We start from the raw sequence: 23,718 nt of genomic DNA, 5'->3' as shown, positions 1-23,718 counted from the left end.
GAGGGATCGATCAAAGGGACTGAACGCCGTTCCGTCGTGCCGGAACGTGTCGGGGCCTCAGCGCCGCAGTGTCAGCAGACCTGGCCGGTAGGGCCACAGACCGTAGTCCCCGCCGGAGTTGGGGTCGCGTCCCTGGTAGAGGAACTGCAGGTTGCAGGGGTCGACGGTGAAGGTCTGATCGGCGCCGGTGCGCAGCAGTTCGCCGTGGCTGATGTCGTTGGTCCACGTGGCGCCGCTGTTGGCCTTGCCGGCGAAGGGGTTGCTCTCGGTCGCGGCCTGGGGGGTCCACGAGCCGTTCAGGCTGGTGGCCGTGAACGAGCGGAAGTAGCGGCCCTGCGAGCCGATCGCCTCGACGAGCATGAGGTAGCGGTCCTGGCCCTGAAGCTTGTAGACCTGCGGGGCTTCGAACAGGTTGTTCGTCGTATCGCTCATGATCGTCGTGTAGGTCGAGCCGAAACTGCCCGGGAAGTTCCCGATCGGCATGCTGGCCCGGTAGATCTTGCCGTTGTCACCGGCGAAGAACAGGTACATGTTCGTCCCGTCACCGATGAGCGTCTGGTCGATGGGTCCCGTTCCGGGGCCGGGGATGCTTCCGGAGAAGAGCTCCTGCTCCGCTGACCAGCCGTTCGGGTTGGTGGGGTCGCTCGACGTCCGGTAGGAGAAGGCGGTCTTGCCCCACTGGTAGGCGAGCACCCAGATGTTCTTCGGCGCGAAGTAGAAGAGCGTGGGCGCCACGACGGAACTCGACATCGTGTTCTGGCCGGCCGAGGCCATCTCCGACCAGGTGGTGAACGGGGTGAAGTTCATCGAACCCCAGCCCGCTCCGGTTCCCGCGGCGCCGTGCGTCGTCGCATAGACGAGGTGCTTGCCGTTGTGGGGGGCGACGGTGAAGTCCTTGAGCGAGGCCCATCCCGCCTTGGGCTGCGCGAGCGCGCCCGTTGACGTCCAGCGGTACGCCGAGGGAAGAGCGCACGTCCCGGGGTTGCCGCCACCGACCTTGACGAGCTGCCACTGCTGGTTGGCGCCGCCCCAGTCGTCGTACTGGACGATGTTCGCGTTGTCGACGGTCGAGGCGCCCTGCACTTCGAGGGCCTTGTTGCTGTGGCGCGCGATGAGCCTGACGTAGCCGTCCGAACTGTCGGCCGGCCGCCACTGCTGGTTGGTGGCGTTCAGGTCGCTCCACTGGACGATCGGGCCACCGTTCGCGGTCGACCTGTTCTGCACGTCCAGCACCTTGCCGGAGTGGCGGGACTTGATGCGGTAGTAGCCGCCGCCGGAGTCGACGAACTGCCACTGCTGCTGGTTCTGGTCGTTCCTGGTCCACTGGGTGATGCGGGCGCCGTCGCCGGTCGCCAGGTTGTAGACGTCCAGGGCCTTGCCGCTGTTGCGGTTGACCAGCACATACGAGGCGTTGGGGTCGACCGTCGCCGCGGCGGCGGGCGGGGCGCCGAGGAGGGAGACTCCGAGCAGCAAGGACGACAGGACCGCGAGTACGAGACCCAGGACCAGGGGTGGATGGCGAAACCGCATCAGAAGGGCTCCTTTGGGGGGCGGGGGTGAGGTGACCCCGACGAACCGCGAAGCGGCCGTGTCGGGGGGCCGGGGACGGGATAGGGGTGAAGGAGGCCGCACATGCCGAAGAGCCGGCGCTCCGGGCGCTCCAGTCGTGACACTGCGCCGTGGTCGAGGTGAGTGAGGTCTCCGGCCTTCAGCCGTTCCAGCTGGCGGCCGGTCGTGAGGGCTGCGGCCAGGGGTCCGTCACGCCAGCGGATCCACCAGGCGTCCAGGAGCTCGCCTTTCAGGCGGTGGGCCGCGGTGTGGAATTCCGGCAGCCCGCCTTTGCGCAAGGCCAGGAAACCCTCGAGCGCCAGGTCGCGGCGGCGGCGCGCTGCCGTGGCATGGTCGCCGGTCAGGGCTGCCGCCTTCCGGTAGGCGTGGGGATCGGCCAGCAGCGGAGCAGGGAAGGTGAAGACGGCGTCGCCCGCCTCGGGGAGCCCGCTGTTCTGCATGAGCACCACGAGGCGCAGGCCGCCGTCGTTGACGAGGCGGTGGACCGTGCCGGGGGTGAACCAGACGACGTCGCCGGGCAGCAGCGGGGTGTCGGCGAAGCCGGAGGTGGTGAGGGTCTGGACGCTGCCCGCGCCGCCGATGACGACGTAGGCCTCGGAGCAGACCAGGTGCATGTGGGGTGTGCCGCCGCACAGCCCGTCGGCGGCCTCCCAGTCGTACACGGTCAGCCCGGAGATCCCCACGCCGCCGGGGAGCGGGGTCACCACGGGTGTTCCGCGGTATGGCGGGACAGGCGCCCGGGAGTCCATGCTCCGTCGGCCACGACGATCCGGTAGCGGCGCGCCAGGGTGTCGCCCGGGGCCAGCGGCAGTTCCCTGTCGAACGCCAGGGAGGGGTTGACGGCGGGAATGGGCTCACTGCGGACGAACCAGTGGCCGGGGGCGTCCGGATCGTCCAGGAACAGGAGCGTGGAGGAGCGGTCGACCTCGTCGTGGGTGCCGGTGAAAGCCAGCCAGTCCCCCTGCTCGCCCATCGCGGGGCCGACCACGTCGCCTCCGGTGAACTCGCGCGGGCCGCGCCAGAACAGGCCGGAGTATCCGGCGAGCTTTCTGCCCTGCGTACCGGGGCTGCCGAACATCAGGTCGCTGTCGCGGACGTTGGTCAGCGCGGTGGTGACGTCCAGGGTCCAGAAGCCGGCCCCGACGTCGTGTGCGGTCAGCGTGCGGCGCTCGTCGATCCAGTGCTCCCCCGCCCTCGTGTGCCAGGCCAGGGCTTCGGTGATCACGGCGCGGCCGTGACCCGTTTCGGCGGACACGGTGAGGCTGCGCATCGTGCCGAGGTTCGGCAGGTCCACGTAGCCCCGGCCGCGCAGGTAGGTGCCGCCGCCCCAGAAGTTCTGCCCCGAAACCCACGACGCCGTGATCTGGATGCCCTTGTGCCAGCGGTGGTCGTGCGGCCGGTAGCCGGTGACCACGTCGCCCGCGAGCGTGCGTACCGGATGCAGGTAGGGCTTCGGCGCCTCGAAGGGGTCCATCACCGGCCGGTGCACGTACCGGAAGAGGTCGACGTCGCAAGCCCGGACGGTCAACGAGTCCTCGTTCTCCAGGAGTTCGAAGGTCATCGGAAGACCTCCGGGCGCCCTCCGTTGAGGGAGCCGTAGAACGGGTCGGCTTCGTCGATCTCTCCGCGCCGGACCGGCAGGCCGGTGATCGCCGCCTTGTACAAGGCGGTGACCAGTTCCATGGTGGGCCTGCCGAGGTCAGGCCGGATCCCCGTCTCGTAGCCGTCCAGGAAGGCCGCGAGCTGGGCCGTGTGCGAGCTGGGCAGGTCGTCCGGCGGCTCCCACTTCACGCCGGACGACCTGGTGGTGAACGTCCAGTCCGCGTTGGAGTAGCCGTACAGATGCCGCAGCTCGACCGTGGTGTCGGTGAGATCGAACCGCAGGTAGCTCTCCTCGCGCGGGGAGAGAACGCTGTTGACGACCGTCGCGATGGCTCCGCCCTCGAACCGGACCAGGGCCGCGGACACGTCCTCGGTCTGGACGTCGCGCTCGAGGCGGCCGGCCATCGCGCGTACCTCGGCCCATTCGCCGAGCACCGCGAGCATCAGATCCATCTGGTGGATGCCGTGGCCCAGCGTCGGACCACCGCCCTCGCTCGCCCAGGTACCGCGCCACGGCACGTCGTAGTAGGCGTCGTCGCGGTACCACGCCGTGACGCACTGCGCGACGAGCGGACGGCCCAGCGTCCCGGCCGCGATCCGGTCGCTCAGGTACCGGGCACCCGAGCCGTACCTGTGCTGGAACACCGCGCCCGCGACGGCGGGCCCCTCGGCGCCGCGGATCCGGTCGAGCTCGGCCAGCGACAGGGCCACCGGCTTCTCGCACCACACCCACGCTTGCGCCTCCAGGCAGGCCACGGCCTGCTCGGCGTGCAGGAACGGAGGCGTGCACAGGTGCACGAGGTCCGGCCCCTGCTCCTCGAGCATCGTGGGGAGGTCGGTGTAGACCGCGGGGATGCCGTGTTCGGCCGCGAACGCCTCGGCGCGCGCGGCGTCCACGTCGACGGCTGCCACGATCAGGGCCCGGTGGGCCTGCGCGCGCAGCGCGGGAACGTGGCAGGTGCCCGCGATCCCGCCCGTTCCGACGATCGCCGCTTTTATCATCCGCCCAGCACCTGCCTGATCGCGTGGTAGGCGGGCTTCGGCAGCAGGTTCTCGTCGTAGGGCAGCGCTGCGCCCTCGCCGGGGAAGACGGAGGGGATCCACGAGTACTTGTCCGTGTAGTCCCAGATGGTGACGCCGACGCATTTCCTGACCGCCAGGCAGGCCTTGACGTAGTCGGCGTACCAGGTGGCCTGGGTGGCGAGCTTCTGCGGAGTCGCGGGGAGGTTCATCCGGATGTCGAGCTCGGTGATCGCGACCTCGACCCCGAGGTCGGCGAAGCGCTGCAGGTTCTGCTGGACGTCGGCGGGGAAGCCGTACTGGAGCGCCAGATGGCCCTGGATGCCGAAGCCCTCCACCGGGACGCCGTCGGTCTTCAACTGCTTGATCAGGGTGTGATAGGCGTCGCTCTTGGGGCCGATCCCGTCGACGTTGTAGTCGTTGAGGTACAGCTTGGCGTGCCGGTCGGCCTCGTGGGCCCAGCGCAGGGCGTCGGCGATGTAGCCGGGGCCGAGCGTCTTGTAGAAGAGCGACTCGCGGTAGGTGCCGTCCTCGTTGAAGGCCTCGTTGACGACGTCCCAGTGGATCACCTGGCCCTTGAAGTGCCGGACCACCGTCTGGATGTGGTTCTTGAGGATGGCGCGCAGCTCGTCGGCGCTCCAGGTGCCCTCGGTGAGCCAGGCGGGGAGCTGGTTGTGCCACACGAGGGTGTGGCCGCGGACCTTCTGGTGGTGGGCCTTGGCGAACGCGACGACCTCGTCGGCGGCGGTGAAGTCGAAGACGCCCCGCTCGGGCTCGGTGGCGTACCACTTCATGGCGTTGCCGGGGGTGGTCTGGCCGAATTCGCTGCCGAGGAGCTCCAGGTAGGCGGCGTCGGTGAACTCTGGGTTGTCGGTGGCGGAGCCGAAGTACTTGTGGTGCTTCTCGGCCAGTTCGCCGAGCGTACGGGGACGGGGGTCGGCGGCTGCGGGTGCGGTGGCGAGACCGGCCGTGAGGCAGATGGCGGCGGACAGGGCGGTGAGAATCCGGGACAAGGGCAGGGAGAGGGACCGGGAGAGGGACCGGGACAGGGGCTGGGACAGGGGCTGGGACAGGGGCTGGGACAGGGGCTGGGACAGGGGCTGGGACAGGGGCTGGGACAGGGGCTGGGACAGGGGCTGGGACAGGGACCGGGACAGGGACCGGGACAGGGGCTGGGACATGGCGGGCTTCTCCTCGGGGAAGGGGCGGTTCAGTCGAGGACGATCGTGGTCAGCGCGCGCGGGGCGAGAGTCGCCGTGAGGGTCGTGCCGTGCGTGGAGACGATGTCCGCCGGGGTGATCGAGCGGGTTTCGTCGGTGATGTAGCCGTCGGGGTGCCGGTCGTGCCCGCCGCGAAGAGAGAATGCGGCGGTGCTTTCGGTGGTCGCGGTGTTGAGGATTTCGATCACGCGGCTGCCGTCGGCGTTGCGGAAGGCCGTGATCTTGAGTGCCTGGTCGGCGTTGGTGACCGGCACGCGGACGGCGCCGGGGCGGATGAACCGGCTGAAGGCGGCCAGCGCCCAGTACCGCTTGGACACCCGGTAGTCGTCGCCGGGGTTGGCGAGCTGGATGAGCCCCCGGGTCGCGCCGAGGGACGCGCCGGTCCAGTAGACGTAGGCATTGCCGTTACCGGCGGTCAGGGTGTTCTGGATGTCGGCCGCGACGGTGAGACCGTCGTAGCCGCTGCCGTCGTCCCAGTTCTCGTTCCAGGTGGCGCCGTCCGGGGACCATTCCGACATCCACACGCGCTTGTCGGTCGGCTGCGGGACCGCGGTCGGACCGCTGTAGCGGTGGCCGGTGATGGTCCGCACGGCCTTGCCGGCGGCGGCGTCCGCCTCGATGGCCTCGGTGTAGGCGACCTGCCGGTCCCAGCCCGCGGCGTCGCAGCAGACCACCCCCGTCTTCAGTCCGGAGGTGCGAACGGTCGGCCCGAGCACCTTGAGGAAGTCGACGGCCTGCTGCGGGGTGAACCGCATCGAGGCGTAGGACGCCGTCCAGTCGGGTTCGTTGGTGAATCCCAGGTCGGTGATCCCGATGCCTTCCTGCCGGTAGAACTTCGCGTACTGGACGAGGTAGTTCGCGTAGGCCTGTCGCCACTCGGGCCGTAGTTCGCCGCCGTCGTTCTCGCTTCCGTTGGTCTTCATGAAGGCCGGGGCGCTCCAGGCGTCGGCGAAGAACCGTGTGACGCCGTAGGCCTTGGCCTCCTTCGCGAGCCAGACCTGGCCGCCGTCCCAGCCGTCCCAGACGTAGTTCGGCGTGGCGTCCGGCCCGCCGGGATCGGCCGGCAGGATCGTCGGCATGTGGTCGTAGACCCTGTCGGTCGACGACCCGATGCCCAGGCGCAGGATCGAAAGGCCCGCGCCCTTGTCCTTGCTGAGCAGCAGGTCGAGCACCTCGCGCTGCTTGGCCGGGCTGAGACCGCGCGCGCCGTGCAGCAGGTCGGCCCGCTGGAAGGCCATCGAGAAGCCGAATCCGTCGATGGGCTGGAGCGCGGCGCGGAAGTCGATGCCGTCTCGCCCGGGGGCGGCCAGGGCTGGGGATGTTAGCGCTAACAAAATGGCGCACGTCAGTGCGGTCAGGTGTTTCACAACGTCTCCTCGGGGGTGGAGGTCGCGCGGGACGGTTCAGCCCTTGGTGGCGCCCGCCGCAAGGCCGCCGATCAGCTGCCGCTCGGCGACGGCGTAGAACGCGAGGGCGGGGACCATGGCGAGCACGATGTAGGCGAGGACGAGCGCGTAGTCGGTCGAGTACTGGCCCTGGAACTGCTGGACTCCGACCGGGATCGTCTGCCATTTCGGGTCGTTGAACACCAGCAGCGGCAGGAAGAAGTTGTTCCAGCTCGCGACGATCGCCAGCACCGACACCGTGCCGAGCGCCGGACGCGCCATCGGCAGCAAGATCTTCCAGAAGAAGCGGAACTTGCCGCAGCCGTCCATGACGGCCGCCTCCTCGACCTCCGCCGGGATGGTCCGGAAGAAGCCCCGCAGAATGATGATCGTCATGGGGAGCCCGAAGGCCGCCTGCGGGAGGATCACTCCGAGCGGGTTGTCGAGCAGGTCGAAGGTGCGCAACAGCAGGAACAGCGGCAAGACGGCCACGGCGAACGGGAACATGAGCCCGATCGTGAACAGCGTGTAGAACAGCTCCCTGCCCCGGAAGGCGTAGCGGGCCAGTGCGAACGCCGCCATCGCGGACGCCGCCACCGTGCAGCACGTCGTGCCGATGGCAATGCCCGCGCTGTTGGCGATCTGCCGCCAGAACATGCCGTCGCCGAGGATGCCGGTGTAGTTGCCGCTCTTCCAGTGCTGGGGCAGTCCGAACGGGTTGGTCGTCAGCTCGCCGGTGCTCTTGAACCCGGAGATCACCGCGTAGGCCAGCGGCACGACGACGAACGCGCCGATCAGCCAGACCACGGAGTGCAGCGACAGGCCTCGCGCCGCCTTGCGGGCGTTCATCGGCCACCTCCGGAGGTGACGGCCCCGCTCAGGTCACGGCGGAGCACGTAACGCTGGTAGAAGAGGGAGAAGACCAGGCTGATCATGAACAGCACCACGCTGATCGCACTGGCGTAGCCGACCTGGTAGCGCTTGAACCCGAACTGGAACATCGAGATCGCCATCGTCTCGGAGGAGTGGTTGGGCCCGCCCGCGGTCATGACCCAGACGAGGTCGAAGAGCTGGATGGCCCCGATGATCGAAAGGAAGGCGCTGATCCGGACCGTCGGGCCGAGCAGCGGCAGCGTCACGTGCCGGAAGCGCTGCCAGACGCCGGCGCCGTCGATGGAGGCGGCCTCGAGGATCTCGCCCGGGATGCTCTGCAGCCCGGCGAGGAAGAGCATCATGTGGAAGCCGAAGTACTTCCAGGTCATGACCACGAACAGGGTCGGCATGACCGTCGAGGGATCGGCGAGCCACTTCCCCCGCGGCCCCTCCAGGCCGAGGGCGTCGGCGAGATGGTCGGCCATGCCGGCACCGGGAAGGAAGATCATCGTGAAGAGGACCGCCGTGACCACCTCGGACAGGATGTACGGCGCGAAGAAGAGCATCCGGTAGACGGCCCTGCCGCGCAGCCTCTGGTTGAGCAGGACCGCGGTGAACAGCGCAAACGGCAACTGCACGGTGATCGACAGGACGATCAGGTACAGCCCGCGCTCCAGATCGCCGAGGAAGACATGGTCGTCGAACAGCTTGGCGTAGTTCTCGAAGCCGACGAAGTCGTCCATGGGGCCGGTCCCGCCCCACTTGAAGAAGCCGGTGTAGACGGCGACGGCGATCGGGGCGAGGACGAAGACGAGGAAGAGGACCAGCGCCGGGACGAGGAACCAGGCGACCGACGCCCAGCGGTGCAACCCGCGCAGGGGCGAGGGTGCCGGGGCGGGCGGGCCCGCCGGCAGGGCGCCCTGCGTCCGCTCCTCGGTCAGCGTGGACACGGCGCTAGGCACCCTTCGCAGCCTCGGTGATCGACGTGGTGACCTGCTCGGGCGTCTTCTTGCCCGCGATGAGGTCGGCGACGCTGTCGTTGACTTCCTGGCCGACCGCCGGCGGGTAGGCCTGGTCGAGGAAGAGCTGGAAGCCCGTCGCCTTGACCAGGCTGTCCGCCACCACCTTCCTGTTGGCGTCGGCGAGCTGGCTCTCCGCGCCCTTGACCACCGGCAGGTAGCCGTTGGAGGCCAGCAGCTTGGACTCGTTCTCCAGAACGAAGAACTTCAGGAACTCCAGCGCCTCCTTCGGCGCGCCCTTGCGCAGCGCGAAGCCACCGCCACCGCCGAACACGTCGGTGGCCCGGCCGACGCCGCCGGCGACCGTCGGGAAGGGGAAGAAGCCCAGGTCAGCTCCGAGGTCGGCGCCCGTGTCCTTCTGGACCGACGGCCCCCACTGCCCCATCAGCTCCATGGCGGCCTTGCCGTTGCCCATGGTCGCGGCCTGGCCGCCGGGGGTGGCGTAGCCGGCGCCGAGGAAGCCCGTCTGGAACGGCTGGAGGTCGACCAGCTCCCTGAGGTGGGTGCCCGCCTGGACGAAGCCGGCGCCCGTGAAGTCCTTGGTAATCGCGGCCTGTTGCAGCGCGGGGAGGCCTGCGACGCGCATCGCGAGGTAGGCCCAGTAGTAGTGGCCCGGCCATTTTTCCTTGCCCGCGAGGGCGATCGGAGTGACGCCCGCTGCCTTGAGCTTCTTGACGTCTTCGAGGAGCTCGGCCCAGGTGGCCGGCGGAGCGGTGATTCCGGCCTTGGCGAAGAGCTTCTTGTTGTACCAGAAGCCGACCATGCCGACGTCGTAGGGCACCGCGTAGGTCCGGCCCTCGAACTGATAGGCCTGCAGCGAGACGGGGGTGAGGTCGGACGCCCAGCCGAACGCGTCGGTGAGGTCCTCGACCAGTCCCGCGTCCACCTGCTGCCGCAGAACGCCGCCGCCCCATGTCTGGAAGACGTCGGGGAGCTTGCCCGACGAAGTGGTGGCCGTCAGCTTGGACTTGAACGCCTCGTTCTCCAACGAGGTCGTCTTGATGGTGATGTTCGGGCGGGCGGCCGTGAACGCCGAGGAGATCTGTGGGAAGAGGGACTTGCCCGGTTCCGTCGTGGCGATGTTCCACCACGCGAAGGTCACCTCGCCGTCGGCCGCCGACCCCGAGCCGGAGTCCCCGCCGCCGCAAGCCGCGGTCAGCGAGACGGACAGAGCGGTCAGGCCCGAGAGCGCCAGGAAGCTTCGTCGGCTCGGGGGTGTGCTGGCCATGGGACCTCCGGTGTGGGGAATGCCGGTTCGACTCCGAAAATGTTTCGTAACATTCTCGAATTCGTGCTGCCACAAACTAGGAACGTGGGGCCGCCCGGTCAAGCCCTCTCACCGAATTGCCTTCTGCACTAGGCTTCTTGACGCTTGACAAGCAGGTCACGGCGACCGGAAACTCTTCGAAAGTTTGCGATATGCGTCGCCGACCCACGGCGTCCGCGCAGAGGAGCGAAGTTGAGCGAGCAGCGTCCGACCCTGGCCGTCATCGCCGCGGAGGCAGGGGTCTCGCAGGCCACCGTGTCCAAGGTGATCAACGGTCGCTCCGATGTCGCATCCGCGACACGCGAACGGATCGAGAGCCTGCTGCGATCCCACAACTACCTGCATCCCGGCCGACAGGGCAGGGCCCGCAGGTCGGGCCTGGTCGACCTGATCATCGGCGGTCTGGACAGCGCGTGGGCGGTGGAGATACTGCGCGGCGTCGAGGCCGAGTGCGCCCAGCGGAGCGTGGGCACCGTCGTCTCGCTCGTCCCGCCGGGCGAGGCCACGCCGTCGAGTTGGGCCGCACTGCCGGTCCTGCACCACAGCGACGGCGTCATCCTCGTCACCGCCTCGGTCACCCAGGCCCAGCGCGCCCAGGTCGAACAGGCCGGGGTGGCGCTGGTCGTCATCGACCCGATCGACCTGCCGGGCCATGGTGTTCCGAGCATCGGCGCGACCAACTGGGCCGGCGGCCTTGCCGCAACCGAGCACCTGCTGGAGCTGGGGCACCGCCGGATCGCCACGATCGGCGGGCGCAGGGAGATGCTCTGCAGCCAGGCCCGCATCGACGGGTACCGGGCGGCGCTCGAGCGGGCCGGGATCGAGGTCGACCGCGACCTGATCCGGTTCGGCGACTTCCAGCACGAGGGCGGCTTCCGGCAAGCCCGGGAACTGCTCGCCCTCCCCGAGCCGCCGACCGCCATCTTCGCCGGTAGCGACCAGCAGGCGATGGGCGTCTACGAAGCCGCCCGGCAGGGCGGGCTGAGCATCCCGCAGGACCTCAGCGTGGTCGGTTTCGACGACCTGCCGATGTGCGAATGGCTGTCACCGCCGCTGACGACCGTGCGCCAGCCGCTGGAGGAGATGGGCCGGCTCGCCGCCCGCACTCTCTTCCAGCTCCTGGACGGCCAGCCCCTGGTCAGTCCCCGGATGGAGCTCTCGACCGAGCTCAAGGTCCGGCTCTCCACCGCCCTGCCCCGTCTCTAGTGCTCTGACCGGAAGGGTGTGCCGGTTCCGGCGTCGGGTGCGGTGCATCGCAAGGCGGAGGGCCGCGGCTCGTACGGGACGTACGTGCGTGGCCGGACCACGCGGCGAGGCTCCCTGATCCGGCCTGACCGACAAGACACCTCTAGGAGAACTCCTTGACCGAGCCCTGGCGTGACCCCGACCTGCCCGTGTCCATACGGGTCGCCGATCTGCTGAAACGGATGACGCTGGAGGAGAAGGCGGGTCAGCTCGCCGGCTTCTGGGCGCTGCCCTCGGATCCGGGGACACCGGTCGCGCCGATGGAGGACGATTCCGGCGAGCCCGCGCCCGGTCTCGACGACGTCGTCGCCCACGGGCTCGGCCAGCTCACCCGGGTGTTCGGCACCGCTCCGATCACCGCGGAAGCCGGAATGGAGCGGCTCGCCTCGCTCCAGCGGCAGGTGACCGGATCCGGCCGGTTCGGGATCCCGGCGGTCGCTCACGAGGAGTGCCTGACCGGGTTCATGACGTTCGGGGCGACGGTGTTCCCCGGGCCGCTGGCCTGGGGCGCGTCCTTCGATCCCGGGCTGGTGCGCCAGATGGCCGCCGCCGTCGGCGCGGGGATGCGGCGGGTCGGCGTCCACCAAGGGCTGGCTCCGGTGCTCGACGTGGTCCGCGACTACCGGTGGGGCAGGACCGAGGAGTGCATCGGCGAGGACCCCTACCTCGTCGGAGCGATCGGCACCGCCTATGTGCAGGGCTTGGAGGGTGCCGGGATCGTGGCGACGCTCAAGCACTTCGCCGGGTACTCGGCCTCGCGAGGCGGCCGGAACATGGCCCCCGTCGCCTCAGGGCCGCGTGAGTTCAGCGACGTGCTGGTCGAGCCCTTCGTACGGGCACTGCGCGAGGGGGGCGCCCGGTCGGTGATGAACAGTTACACCGACGTGGACGGCGTCCCGGTGGCAGCCGACGAACGGCTGCTGACCGAGCTGCTCAGGGGTGAGCTCGGTTTCAGAGGTGTGGTCGTCGCCGACTACTACGCCGTCTCCTTCCTGGAGAGCCGGCACGGGGTCACCGGATCGCGCGGCGCGGCCGGCGCGCTGGCGTTGACCGCCGGAATCGATGTCGAGCTGCCCACGGCCCGCTGCTACGGCGGGCCGCTGACCGAACTGGTGCGGTCGGGAAGCCTGTCGGAGGAGCTCATCGACCGGGCCGCGGAACGGGTCCTGCGGCAGAAGACCGAGCTGGGCCTGCTCGACCCCGGCTGGGAACCCGTCAAGCCCGAGCCGGTCGACCTCGACCCGCCGCAGAACCGGGCACTGGCCCGGCTCCTGGCCGAACGGTCCACCGTGCTGCTCGCCAACGACGGCATCCTGCCGCTGCGGCCGTGCCGCGTCGCGATCAGCGGGCCGTACGCCGACGACCCCCGGTCCTTCCTCGGCTGCTATTCCTTCCCCAACCACGTCGCGCTGCCGGGCGACCTCGGACTGGAGATCCCGACGCTCGGCGAGGCGCTCACCGCCGCCGGGTTCACGCTCACCGAGGACGATCCGGACGTGAACGTGCTCGTACTCGGGGACCGGGCCGGCATGTTCGGCCGGGGCACCTCCGGGGAGGGCTGCGACGCCGAGACCCTCGATCTGCCCGGCGACCAGGCCGCATTCGCCTCCGCCGTTCTGGATTCCGGGGTGCCGACCGTCCTGGTCCTCGTCTCCGGACGGCCCTACGCGCTCGGCACGCTGTCCGAGCGCGCATCGGCCGTGATGCAGGTCTTCTTCCCGGGAGAGGAGGGAGGGACGGCGCTGGCCCGGATCATCAGCGGGGCCGCGGAACCGTCGGGGCGGCTGCCCGTCTCCATCCCCCGCCAGGTCGGCGGGCAGCCCGGCACCTACCTGCACGCCAGGCTCGGCGGGCACACCGACTGGAGCTCTGTGGACCCGACCCCGCTGTTCCCCTTCGGGCACGGGCTGAGTTGGACCAGCTTCACCTGCTCGGAGCTCTCGGTGGATCCCGTCGCCGCGACGGACGGGGCCGTCGACATTTCGGTCACCGTGCGCAACGTTGGCGAGGTGGCCGGGACCGAGGTGGTCCAGCTGTACCTCTCGGACCCGGTGGCGTCCGTCGTCCGGCCGCAGCAGTGGCTCGCCGGATTCGCCAGGGTCGAACTGCGGCCGGGCGCGGCCGCCCGGATCACGTTCTCCGTCCATGCCGACCGGACCTCCTTCACCGGGCGCGACCTGCGCCGAAGAGTGGAGCCCGGGGAGATCGGCGTGGCCGTCGGACGGTCCAGCGGCGACCTTCCGCTCCACGGCTCCTTCACTCTGGAGGGCCCCGTACGTCACCCGGCGGCCGACCGGGTGCTGTCCGTTCCGGTCGAGATCGTCCCGGTTCCATGACCACGTCGTTCGATGATCCCGTCTTCGGTGATCCCGTGCTGCCCGGGTTCCGGCCCGACCCGTCGGTCTGCCGAGTGGGAGCGGACTACTACCTGGTGACGTCCAGCTTCGAATGGTTCCCGGGCCTTCCCGTGTTCCACAGCCGCGACCTCGTGAACTGGCGGCGCATCGGCTCCGCGCTCGACCGGCCGTCTCAGCTCGACCTCGACGGGTGCGGGCCCTCACGGGGTCTGTTCGCACCGACGATCCGCCACCATGACGGAGTCTTCCATCTCGTGTGCACGCTGATGGACGGCGCCGGCCATTTCGTCGTCACGGCGGCCGATCCGGCGGGGCCGTGGTCGCAGCCGCACTGGCTGGACGGCGAGGGCTTCGACCCGTCGCTGTTCTTCGACGACGGGCCGGACGGCGACGACAGCGACGACGGTCCGGACGGCGACGACAGCGACGGCGGCCACGGCCGAGCCTGGTTCACCGCCGCCCGCGTGGTGGACGAGGCCGCCGGCCGCACCGAGATCTGGATGCGCGAATACCTTCCCCACGAGCGACGGCTCACGGGACCCGAGCACGTCCTGTGGTCGGGAAGCCACCCGGACGCCCGATGGTCGGAGGCCCCGCACCTCTACAAGATCGACGGCAGCTACCTCCTGCTCACCGCCGAGGGCGGCACCGATGTGGACCACACCGTGGTGGCCGCCCGCGCCGACCGCGTGACCGGCCCCTACCAGGGCGCCCCCGGCAACCCGGTGCTCCCACCCGCCGAGGGCCCGGTCACCTGCACCGGGCACGCCGACCTCGTCCCCACCCCGTACGGCGAGTGGCGGGCCGTCCTCCTGGGTGTCCGCCCGGGCTCCGCCCTCGGCCGCGAGACCTTCCTCAGCCGCGTCACGTGGGAGGAGGGCTGGCCGGTCTTCTCCCCCGTCGTCCACACCGGCCTCCGCCGCCCCCTCCACGACGGCTTCGCCACCCTCTCCGCCGACTGGAGCACCCTGCGCACCCCACGCGCGCGGTTCTGGGCCACCGGCGACGGACTTCTCCTCCGGCTCCGCCCCGAACGCCTCGGTGAACGCACCACCCCGTCCCTGCTGGTCCGTCCGCAGGAACAGCCCGACTGCGACGTCTCCACCGAACTGCACTTCACCCCCGCCGCACCGGACGAACAGGCAGGCCTCGCCGTAGTCCTCGACGACGACACCCACCTCCTCTTCCTCCGCACCACGGAAGGACTCAGCCTCCTCCACGGGCCCGAGGTCTTGGCCTGCACTCCCCTCCCCCCGGGCCCCGTTCGCCTGGGGGTCCGCATCCGCGGGTTCAGCCACACCTTCGCCCACGCGGCACCCGACGGGGCGTGGGAGGACCTGACCACCGTCGAAGCCACCTTCCTCACGCCGCTGTTCACCAGCATCCAGCTCGGCCTGTACGCCACCTCCAACGGCCGCCCCTCCACCAGCCACGCCCACTTCACGTGGTTCGCCCTCACGTACCCGGACCGGCGGGAACCGCCGGGACGCCGGCGTCGGTCATGAGCGGCCGGTACCGGGTCCCGCCCGCCGGTCAGGCCGGCACGGGCAGATCGGGGGCGGACTCGCGCACGGTCAGGCGGGTCGGGAGGATCAGCGGGCTGGGGCGGTGTCCTTCGATGGCGCTGACCAGCATCCTTGCCATCTCCTGCCCCAGCGCCCGCACCGGCTGGTGGACCGTGGTCAGCGGCGGGCTGGTGTGCCGGGCGCTCGCCAGGTCGTTGAAGCCGATCACCGCGACGTCCTCGGGCACCCGCAGCCCCCGTTCCCGCAAGGTGCGCAGAGCGCCGATGGCCATCGCGTCGGAGGCCGCGAACACCGCGTCGGGACCGGGGTGCGCCCGGAGCAGTCGCTCCATCGCCTGGGCGCCGCCGTCCTCGGTGAACTGCCCGGACTCGACCCCGAGCAGCGGCAGGCCGGACAAGGTCAGACCGTCGGTGAAGCCCTGCTCCCGTGCAACGGAGGCTCTGGCGTCCACCTGTCCGGTGATCATGACGGGCCGTCGGCGGCCCGTGCGCACGAAGTGCTCGGCGGCCAGCCGGGCACCGCCCCGGTTGTCGGCGTCCACGTACCACGTGGGCTCCCCGGTGAGCGGGAGTCCGCCGAAGACGACGGGGAGATCGACGTCCTCGCACAGGCGTCCCAGGGGATCGTCGCCGCGCAGCGCCATCAGCATGACGCCGTCGGCCCGACGGGAGCGCAGCAACCGCTCGAACCGCTCCCGGCCGCGCGGGGTGTTGGCCAGCAGCAGGATCAGTTCGAGTTCGGTCTGTTCCAGCGCCGTGCTGACGCCGACGACGACCTCCGCGAAGAACGGGTCGGCGAACAGACCCGGCTCGTCGCTGGAGACTGCCAGCACCACCGCTCCGACCCTGCGGGACGCCAGGGCCTGCGCGGAGGGATTGGGCACGAAATCGAGCTCGCGCACCGCCCGTTGGACTGCTTCCCGCTTGGCGCGGCTGACGTGCGGGGCATTGTTGATCACGCGGGAGGCCGCTGTGCGCGACACGCCGGCTCGTGCAGCCACCTCGTCGAGAGTCGGCATGCGCTTGGGTGACGGTTCCATGGAAGAACGGCTCCTCGGGCTCACGCGGACGGCGAACAACGGTCATGTTTCCATGGCCCGCCCCGACTTCGGCCTGCGCGCGGACGGCACCCTTGGTCTCGATTCGGTAGCGCTTCCAAGCCATCGCGTGCTACCGGCCCACGCGGGCCGTTCTACGTTCAACCTCTTGACACGCCCTGACGACGGACCCAATCATCCCATCAGCGCGGTCCGACCCACAGCAAAACTGGAAGCGCTTCCACTTCCCCACTGACCGGAGGAAGAACCATGCGCACATCCGTCCGAGCTGCATCCGCCCTGCTGGCCGGTGTCCTCGCCACCGGTCTCGCCCTGATCAACGCCGGTCCGGCGTACGCCGCCGACCCGACCACCATGACCAGCGGCTTCTACGCCGACCCCGACAACTCCGCCCTGCGGTGGGTCAACGCGAACCCCGGCGACGGGCGGGCGGCGGCGATACGGACATCCATCGCCAACACCCCGGCAGCCCGCTGGTTCGGCAACTGGAGCGGAGACATCGGCACGGCCACCGGCGCCTACGTCGGCCGCGCGGACTCCTACGACAAGCTGCCGATCCTGGTCGCGTACAACATCCCCCATCGGGACATCTGCGCCGGTCACTCCGGCGGCGGCGCCGGGAGCCGCGCCGCGTACGAGTCCTGGATCGCCGCCTTCGCCAGTGGCATCGGCAGCCGCCCGGCCGTCGTCGTCCTCGAACCCGACGCGCTCGGCCACGAGAGCTGTATGACGGCGGACCAGATGGCCGAGCGCAACGCCATGCTGAAGTTCGCCATCGTCCAGTTCAAGGCCAAGGCACCGAACACCTGGGTCTACCTCGACGCCGGGAACTCCGGCTGGATCGACGCTTCGACCATGGCGCGGCAGCTCAACGCCGCCGGTGTCAGCGGGGCGCGCGGCTTCGTGCTGAACGTCTCCAACTACTTCACCACCGACCAGAACACGTCCTACGGCAACGCGGTCAACTCCGCCCTGGCCTCCTACGGCTACACCAAGCCGTTCGTCGTCGACACCAGCCGCAACGGCAACGGCTCCAACGGCCAGTGGTGCAACCCCGCCGGCCGCCGGATCGGCACTCCCAGCCAGCGCGGCGGCGGCGGCGAGATGCTGCTGTGGATCAAGATCCCGGGCGAGTCCGACGGCAACTGCGGCGTCGGGGCCGGCTCCTCGGCCGGTCAGTTCCTGCCGGAGGTCGCCTACAAGATGATCTACGGCTACTGACCCCTTCCTCCGCTCGCCGAAGACCGGGCGCCGGCGCCGGCCCGACCGCCACGCGGTCCGACGCCAGGGCCCGCGACCCGAACCCCCCTACCGAAGGAACCCCGTGCGCATCCCCCTGCACCGATTAGTCCTGGCAGCGAGCGCGCTCACGCTGCTCCTCGGCGCCGTCGCCCCGGCCTCTGCCGCGCCGGGCTCCGGGCCGGCCCCCCACACGCTTCCCGCGCACACCCGCTTCTACGTCGATCCCGGCAGCGACGCGGCCCACCAGGCCGTCACCGACCTCCTCCACGGGGACTTCGAGGGCGCCACGTCCATGGCGAAGCTGGCCAGTTGGCCGGAGGCCGCCTGGTTCACCGACGGCTCCCCGGAGCAGGTCGAATCCCGCGTGCGCGAGCTGGTACGGCGCGCCGAGCGCACCGGGACGGTTCCCGTCCTGGTGGCCTACAACATCCCGCTGCGCGACTGCTCCCAGTACTCCTCCGGCGGTGCGCAGTCGGACGCCGAGTACCAGGCCTGGATCAGCGCCTTCGCCCGGGGGCTCGGCCGCGGCAAGGCCGTCGTCGTCCTCGAACCGGACGGGCTGGCCAACCTGCCCTCCGATTGCGGTCCCGGCAGCGATCCCACCGGCGCGATCACCACAGGACGCTTCGCCGACCTCAACCACGCCATCGACGCCCTGGAGCGGCAGCCGAACAGCGTCGTCTACCTGGACGCCGGCAACAGCCATTGGCGGAGCGTCGGCGACATCGCACAACGCCTCCTCAAGGCCGGTGTCACCCGCACTCAGGGCTTCTCGCTGAACGTCTCCAACCATCTGGACACCGACCAGTCCACCCACTACGGCACCTGGGTCTCCCAGTGCCTGTGGTTCGCCACCAAGGGCCCGGACTGGGCCAAGGGGCACCCCGAATGGTGCGCGAGCCAGTACTACTCCCCGTCAGCACCGAACGACGGGCAGCCGGGAAACTCCGTGAACGTGGACGACCCGTCCACCTGGCACTGGAGCGACCGGTGGTTCCAGCAGAACGTCGGCGCCCCGCCGGCGCAGGAGCTCACGCACCTCGTCGTCGACACCAGCCGCAACGGCCGGGGCGCCTGGACTCCGCCCGCAGGCAAGTACAGCGGCGACCCGCAGACCTGGTGCAACGCTCCGGGGCGCGGCATAGGCGCCCGGCCGACCGCAAACACGCGCGTCCCGCTCGTCGACGCCTATCTGTGGATCAAGACCGTCGGCCAGTCCGACGGCCAGTGCAACCGCAGCATCCCGGGCGGCACCATCGACCCGGAGTACGGCATCGTCGATCCCGCGGCCGGCGTGTGGTGGCCCGACCAGGCCACGTCCCTCGTCCGCAATGCCAACCCCGCAATGGAGTTCAACACGGTCCTGCGCTGACCGGGGCCCCACCTCGTCGGGCGTTGTCCCCGCCGAACAGTGAGGTACGGCCAGGCCGGCTTCGGCAAGGCCGCCGACGTGCAGCGGGCGAGCAGCCCGGTCTTCGGCGAGCCGGCCCGGGCGCGGGCATCGTTCACGCGGATTGACTCTGCCGCGTTCCCCTCCTTCCGTGCATTCTGTCGCATTCTGTCCTGGAGGCTCTTTCATGGGCTCACATGCCATTTCCCCACTTACCGTCCGCCGGAAGATCGGGGGTCTTTGTACGGCCCTGGTCGTCGCCGTCCTCGGTTCGGCCGCCGTGCTGGTGGCTCCGCTGACCTCACACGCCGCCGAGAGCACGCTGGGTGGCGCGGCGGCGCAGAGCGGCCGTTACTTCGGCACCGCCGTCGCCTCGGGCAGGCTGGGCGACTCGGCGTACACGACGATCGCGGGCCGCGAGTTCAACTCGGTGACACCCGAGAACGAGATGAAGATCGACGCCACCGAACCCCAGCAGGGCCAGTTCAACTTCACCGCCGGCGACCGCGTCTACAACTGGGCGGTGCAGAACGGCAAGCAGGTGCGCGGCCACACCCTGGCCTGGCACTCCCAGCAGCCCGGCTGGATGCAGAACCTCAGCGGCAGCGCACTGCGCCAGGCGATGACGAACCACATCAACGGCGTGATGGCCCACTACAAGGGCAAGATCGTCCAGTGGGACGTCGTGAACGAAGCCTTCGCCGACGGCAGCTCGGGAGGCCGGCGCGACTCCAATCTGCAGCGCACCGGCAACGACTGGATCGAGGTCGCCTTCCGCACCGCGCGCGCCGCCGACCCGGCCGCCAAGCTCTGCTACAACGACTACAACGTCGAGAACTGGACCTGGGCCAAAACGCAGGCCATGTACGCCATGGTCCGGGACTTCAAGCAGCGCGGCGTGCCGATCGACTGCGTCGGCTTCCAGTCCCACTTCAACAACGACAGCCCCTACAACAGCAACTTCCGCACCACCCTGCAGAGCTTCGCCGCCCTCGGCGTCGATGTGGCCATCACCGAACTCGACATCCAGGGAGCCTCGGCCACGACCTACGCCAACGTGACCAACGACTGCCTGGCCGTCCCGCGCTGCCTCGGCATCACCGTCTGGGGCGTGCGCGACACCGACTCCTGGCGACCGGAGCACGCGCCGCTGCTGTTCAACGGCAACGGCACCAAGAAGCCCGCCTACACCTCCGTCCTCAACGCACTCAACGCCGCCTCCCCTACTCCCTCGCCCGGTTCCGGACAGATCAAGGGCATCGGGTCGGGCCGCTGCCTGGACGTGCCCGGCGCCAGTACCACCGACGGCACCCAGCTCAACCTGTGGGACTGCAACAACCGCACCAACCAGCAGTGGACCTACACCGCCGCAGGTGAACTCAGGGTCTACGGCACCAAGTGCCTGGACGCCGCCGGCACCGGCAACGGCACCAAGGTCCAGATCTACAGCTGCTGGGGTGGCGACAACCAGAAGTGGCGCCTCAACTCCGACGGATCCATCGTCGGCGTCCAGTCCGGCCTCTGCCTCGACGCCACCGCCAACGGCACCGCCAACGGCACCCTGATCCAGCTCTACTCCTGCTCGAACGGCAGCAACCAGCGCTGGACCCGCACCTGACCCCAGGAAGGTGTCCTTCGGGGGCCGAAGCTGCCGTCCGTGTCGACCGCCGTGCACCGGTTCACCCTCTCGCTCCAGGTCCCTCGGTCATGGCGGGGCCGCAGGCCGGTATGTGCCTGCGGCCCCGCTCGGGCGTGGGGTCAGGACGGGTCGCCGTACTGGAGGCCGCGTCCGTTGGTGCCGACGTAGACGCGGCCGAAGGTGTCGGGGTCGCCGGTGATGACGCCGGTGCCTCCGATGCTGCCCCACTGGTGGGCGTCGTCGTTGACGCGGAGCCAGGTGGCGCCCTGGTCGGTGGACCGGAAGACGCCGCTGACGTCCTTGACGGTGCCGATCAGGTACAGGGCCTGGTAGGAGGCGCCCGGCGCGGGCTTGCCGAAGCCGAGGGCGGAGGCGGACTGCACGGTGGTGAGCCGGGTGAAGGTGCGGCCGCCGTCGGTGGAGTGCAGCAGCCCCTGCCCGCCGCCGGTGATCCACAGGTCCCCCGCGACTCCGGGGACGGCCTTGAGCCGGCCGTCGGCGGGCAGATTGGCGGCCCGGGCGGCGAAGGTGGCCCCGCCGTCGGTGCTGGCGTAGAGCGTGCCGCCGGCCAGTGAGTAGAAGGTCTTGGCCGAGGAGCGGTCGGCGACGACCATGGCGTCGGCGCCCAGTCCGCCGACCTTCGACCAGCTCGCCCCCTTGTCGGTCGAGCGGTACGGGACCTGACCGGCCTGCGTCCAGACGACGGTGGAGCCGTCCGCCGCGAGCGTCACGTGGCCGCTGTCGGCGCCGGCCACCGGTTCGGACGTGAAGCCGTTCCAGCTGCGGCCGCCGTCGGTGGAGTAGGCGCCGTCCTTGTCGCCGCCACGGCCGACGCGGACCATCACCGCAGGGTTGGACTGTGCGAAATCGATGTCGGTGCTGTTGGTCATCATCGGGTTCTTCAGTCGCCCGGCGGGCACCTCGGTCAGGGAGTCGTGGCGGAATCCGCCCAGGTCGCCCATGGCCGTGATGACGTGGGCGCCGCCGGGCGGGGCGATCGCGTCCAGCAGCGCGGTCTCCTCCAGCCCTCGGGCACCCACGCTCCAGTGGCTGGTGCCGCCGCTGTCGGAGGCGCCCGCGTCCCTGCTGCGCAGGATGCCGCTGCCGGTGCCGTACAGCACGTGCCCGGAGTCGAAGGGGTCGATGGCCAGGGCGGTCATCCAGTGCCCGGTGCCCGTACCGACGTACGGAGCGGCGGAGGCGTCCCGCACCGACTTGTCGGCCAGGGCCTTCCAGGTCGTGCCGCCGTCGGTGGTCCGGTAGATCTCGTCCTCGGGCCACCACCGGCCGAGGGTGGTGACCATCACCGTGGAGGGCTTGCGCGGATCGACGGACAGGCCGGAGAACCCGTAGCTGCCCTGGGACGGGGAGATGTCCTTCCACGCCCCGCCGGCGGGTGTGTGCTTCCACACCGAACCCGCCGTCACCCCATTGGGGCCGAGGGCGTTGGTGTACGTCAGGTACAGCGAGCCGTCACCGGAGAGCACGCCGTGCTGCGGCATCTGTCCGGTGGGCTGACCGGGGACGGCCTGCCAGGTGCTGCCGCCGTCGGTGGAGCGGTAGAGGGAGGTGGACCTGTCGGCGACGCCGACGTAGACCGTCTTGCTGCCGGCCGGGCCGTACGTTACGAAAGAGATGCCCGCACCGCTGCCCGCCCCGTCCTTGACGGGGAAGGAGGGGACCTGGCTCCAGGTCGCGCCGTGGTCGGTACTGCGCCACAGCCCGTTCTTGCGGGTGCCCAGCAGCAGGGTGCCGTTGTCCGCGGGGTCGACCGCCAGCCGTTCGCCCGCCCCGCGGCCGTCCTCGTTGCCGCCCAGCTTGAACGGCAGGTCGGTGCGCTGGAAGGTGCGTCCGCGGTCGGTGGAGCGCAGGATCGCGCCGTTGCCCGCCCAGTCGTTGGTGTAGGTGCCCGTGGCGAGGTAGAGGCGGCCCGGGTCGACGGGGTCGGTGGCCAGCGCATCGATGCCGAGCAGGTTCCAGTCCTTCTCGCCGAGCCAGTCGGTCAGCGGGATCCACTGCTCGGCCGCGGTGTCCCAGCGGTAGGCGCCGCCCATGTCGGTGCGCGCGTACAGCAGGCCCTTCTCCCGCGGGTTGAACACCAGCCCGGTGACGTAACCGCCGCCCACCACCTGGGCGTTTCGCCACGTATACGGTCCGGATCCGGGCGCCTGGCTCCCGGCCGTCTTCACCAGCTTCCACTGCTGGTTGGTGCCGCCGTGGCCGCGATACTGGATGACTGCCGCGCCGTCAGCTGTGGAGCCGCCGGAGACGTCCAGGACCTGGCCGCTCCTGCGGGAGGTGAGGACGACGGCGCCGGAACCGCTCACCTCGTCCATCCGCCATTCCTGGGAGGTGGAGGAGCTGTCGGTCTGCTGCTCGGCGGCGGCCGCCAGGGCGGACGAATCACCCGCTATGCCCAGCACCTTGCCGCTGTTGCGGTTCACCAGCTCGTAGTAACCGTCCCCGGTGGCTCGCAGTTTCCACTGCTGGTTGGCGGTGTTCTGGTCGGTCCACTGCTGGATGCGGGTGCCGTCGGCGGTGGAGAAGGCGTTGACGTCCAGCGCCTTGCCGCTGCGTACGGAAACCAGCCGGTAGTAGGCATCGGCGTCGACCGTGGCGGCCTGCGAGTCCTCCTGCACGAACAGGAGATACGGCCCGAGGACGGCGGGCACACCGAGCAGCAGACCGGTCGCGGTCCAGCGACGGCGGTGACGCCCGCGGCGCCCGCCGTTCGTGGGGTTCTTCATGGGGGGGGTTCTCCTTGCATGCCACCAGAGGAAAGACGGATCCGGCTACCAGACGGCCGGATCTGACTCCTTGTGGTCACAGGCCCCGCAAAGGGTTGCCCGGAGCCGGGAACTTTTACGGGTCACCACGCGATGCGGCGGCCGGCCGACGGGTCGGGGCACCGCCCCCGCGTCCGACGGGGCTGTCACCCGAATGGCGCAATAAGACGTGCCACCCAGATGGGTGAAGATCAAACTGGCTAGTGCCCCAACTGAGGCATTCCGTGAAAGGGGAAACACATGCGCCTTCGACGAATCCTCGCCGCCGTCATCACCACGGCAGCCCTCGCCGGACTCGGCCTCACAGGCGCGGCCACCGCCAGCGCCGCCACCGCACCGGGTGTCTCGTCCGACGTCACCCCTTCTCAGTGCAAGCAGGGCGGCGGAACGGCCGATCTGACCGAGAACATCTGCAAGGGCGGTACGTACGACGGGCAGCGCGTCGACTAACTCCTACCAGGCGCCGAGGCGCCCCGCAGCCACGCGCCGCGGGGCGCTCCCGCACGAGCGTTCCCGCGCGA

Annotated in this window: 18 protein-coding genes; 7 read left to right on the top strand and 11 right to left on the bottom strand. The window is 70.1% G+C overall.

The window, feature by feature from the left end; all coding sequences use genetic code 11:
* Positions 1-57: 57 nt before the first annotated feature.
* The 9 genes from AB0D44_RS07275 to AB0D44_RS07235 form a co-directional block, all read right to left on the bottom strand.
* Positions 58-1,530, bottom strand: coding sequence for a non-reducing end alpha-L-arabinofuranosidase family hydrolase (locus AB0D44_RS07275; protein WP_362585696.1), 1,473 nt, complete (start codon positions 1,528-1,530; stop codon positions 58-60).
* The gene (locus AB0D44_RS07270) at positions 1,530-2,318 is read right to left on the bottom strand and encodes a cupin (protein WP_362585694.1); all 789 of its coding nucleotides are present in this window, start codon (positions 2,316-2,318) and stop codon (positions 1,530-1,532) included. The genes AB0D44_RS07275 and AB0D44_RS07270 overlap by 1 nt, the downstream gene beginning before the upstream one ends.
* Entirely contained in the window at positions 2,270-3,130 is an 861-nt protein-coding gene (locus tag AB0D44_RS07265) for a PmoA family protein (protein WP_362585691.1), read from the bottom strand. The genes AB0D44_RS07270 and AB0D44_RS07265 overlap by 49 nt, the downstream gene beginning before the upstream one ends.
* On the bottom strand, positions 3,127-4,173 hold the full coding sequence (locus AB0D44_RS07260) for a Gfo/Idh/MocA family oxidoreductase (RefSeq protein WP_362585689.1): 1,047 nt from the start codon (positions 4,171-4,173) through the stop codon (positions 3,127-3,129). Before AB0D44_RS07260 ends, AB0D44_RS07265 begins: the two co-directional genes overlap by 4 nt.
* A complete protein-coding gene (locus AB0D44_RS07255; protein ID WP_362585686.1) occupies positions 4,170-5,372 on the bottom strand; it encodes an endo-1,4-beta-xylanase in 1,203 nt (400 codons plus the stop codon). The genes AB0D44_RS07260 and AB0D44_RS07255 overlap by 4 nt, the downstream gene beginning before the upstream one ends.
* 29 nt (positions 5,373-5,401) lie before the next feature.
* The gene (locus AB0D44_RS07250; protein ID WP_362585683.1) at positions 5,402-6,745 is read right to left on the bottom strand and encodes a glycoside hydrolase; all 1,344 of its coding nucleotides are present in this window, start codon (positions 6,743-6,745) and stop codon (positions 5,402-5,404) included.
* A 69-nt stretch (positions 6,746-6,814) separates the two neighbouring features.
* Entirely contained in the window at positions 6,815-7,645 is an 831-nt protein-coding gene (locus AB0D44_RS07245; RefSeq protein ID WP_362585681.1) for a carbohydrate ABC transporter permease, read from the bottom strand.
* The gene (locus AB0D44_RS07240; protein WP_362585826.1) at positions 7,642-8,547 is read right to left on the bottom strand and encodes a sugar ABC transporter permease; all 906 of its coding nucleotides are present in this window, start codon (positions 8,545-8,547) and stop codon (positions 7,642-7,644) included. Before AB0D44_RS07240 ends, AB0D44_RS07245 begins: the two co-directional genes overlap by 4 nt.
* A 76-nt stretch (positions 8,548-8,623) precedes the next feature.
* Positions 8,624-9,916, bottom strand: coding sequence for an extracellular solute-binding protein (locus AB0D44_RS07235; RefSeq protein WP_362585678.1), 1,293 nt, complete (start codon positions 9,914-9,916; stop codon positions 8,624-8,626).
* 231 nt (positions 9,917-10,147) lie between these two features.
* Here AB0D44_RS07235 and AB0D44_RS07230 point away from each other — a divergent pair, with 231 nt between their 5' ends.
* From AB0D44_RS07230 to AB0D44_RS07220, 3 genes are all read left to right on the top strand, one after another.
* Positions 10,148-11,161 (top strand): LacI family DNA-binding transcriptional regulator, encoded by a 1,014-nt coding sequence (locus tag AB0D44_RS07230; protein ID WP_362585675.1) that lies wholly within the window; start codon positions 10,148-10,150, stop codon positions 11,159-11,161.
* 155 nt (positions 11,162-11,316) lie between these two features.
* Positions 11,317-13,536, top strand: coding sequence for a glycoside hydrolase family 3 N-terminal domain-containing protein (locus AB0D44_RS07225; protein ID WP_362585672.1), 2,220 nt, complete (start codon positions 11,317-11,319; stop codon positions 13,534-13,536).
* Positions 13,533-15,062, top strand: a complete 1,530-nt coding sequence (locus tag AB0D44_RS07220; RefSeq protein ID WP_362585669.1) for a family 43 glycosylhydrolase — start codon at positions 13,533-13,535, stop codon at positions 15,060-15,062. The genes AB0D44_RS07225 and AB0D44_RS07220 overlap by 4 nt, the downstream gene beginning before the upstream one ends.
* Positions 15,063-15,090: 28 nt before the next feature.
* On the opposite strand, the gene AB0D44_RS07215 is transcribed toward AB0D44_RS07220, so the two are convergent.
* Complete coding sequence (locus tag AB0D44_RS07215) at positions 15,091-16,122, bottom strand: LacI family DNA-binding transcriptional regulator (RefSeq protein ID WP_362585666.1); 1,032 nt, start codon at positions 16,120-16,122, stop codon at positions 15,091-15,093.
* 267 nt (positions 16,123-16,389) lie between these two features.
* On the opposite strand from AB0D44_RS07215, the gene AB0D44_RS07210 reads away from it, so the two are divergent.
* From AB0D44_RS07210 to AB0D44_RS07200, 3 genes are all read left to right on the top strand, one after another.
* The gene (locus tag AB0D44_RS07210; RefSeq protein ID WP_362585663.1) at positions 16,390-17,361 is read left to right on the top strand and encodes a glycoside hydrolase family 6 protein; all 972 of its coding nucleotides are present in this window, start codon (positions 16,390-16,392) and stop codon (positions 17,359-17,361) included.
* A 103-nt stretch (positions 17,362-17,464) separates the two neighbouring features.
* The gene (locus tag AB0D44_RS07205; protein ID WP_362585661.1) at positions 17,465-18,754 is read left to right on the top strand and encodes a glycoside hydrolase family 6 protein; all 1,290 of its coding nucleotides are present in this window, start codon (positions 17,465-17,467) and stop codon (positions 18,752-18,754) included.
* A gap of 205 nt (positions 18,755-18,959) precedes the next feature.
* Positions 18,960-20,390, top strand: a complete 1,431-nt coding sequence (locus tag AB0D44_RS07200) for an endo-1,4-beta-xylanase (protein WP_362585658.1) — start codon at positions 18,960-18,962, stop codon at positions 20,388-20,390.
* A gap of 140 nt (positions 20,391-20,530) precedes the next feature.
* Here the strand turns inward: AB0D44_RS07200 and AB0D44_RS07195 are convergent, their stop codons facing one another.
* Positions 20,531-23,158 (bottom strand): RICIN domain-containing protein, encoded by a 2,628-nt coding sequence (locus AB0D44_RS07195; protein WP_362585655.1) that lies wholly within the window; start codon positions 23,156-23,158, stop codon positions 20,531-20,533.
* 279 nt (positions 23,159-23,437) lie between these two features.
* On the opposite strand from AB0D44_RS07195, the gene AB0D44_RS07190 reads away from it, so the two are divergent.
* Positions 23,438-23,647: a hypothetical protein gene (locus tag AB0D44_RS07190; protein ID WP_362585653.1), complete on the top strand. Its 210-nt coding sequence runs from the start codon at positions 23,438-23,440 to the stop codon at positions 23,645-23,647.
* Positions 23,648-23,718: the final 71 nt, after the last annotated feature.

Origin of the sequence: Streptomyces sp. NPDC048349, assembly GCF_040651925.1 — a bacterium.
Taxonomy (GTDB): Bacteria; Actinomycetota; Actinomycetes; order Streptomycetales; family Streptomycetaceae; genus Streptomyces.
The sequence above is the reverse complement of the archived record's forward strand: the minus strand, read 5'-3'. Positions and strand labels throughout refer to the sequence as shown.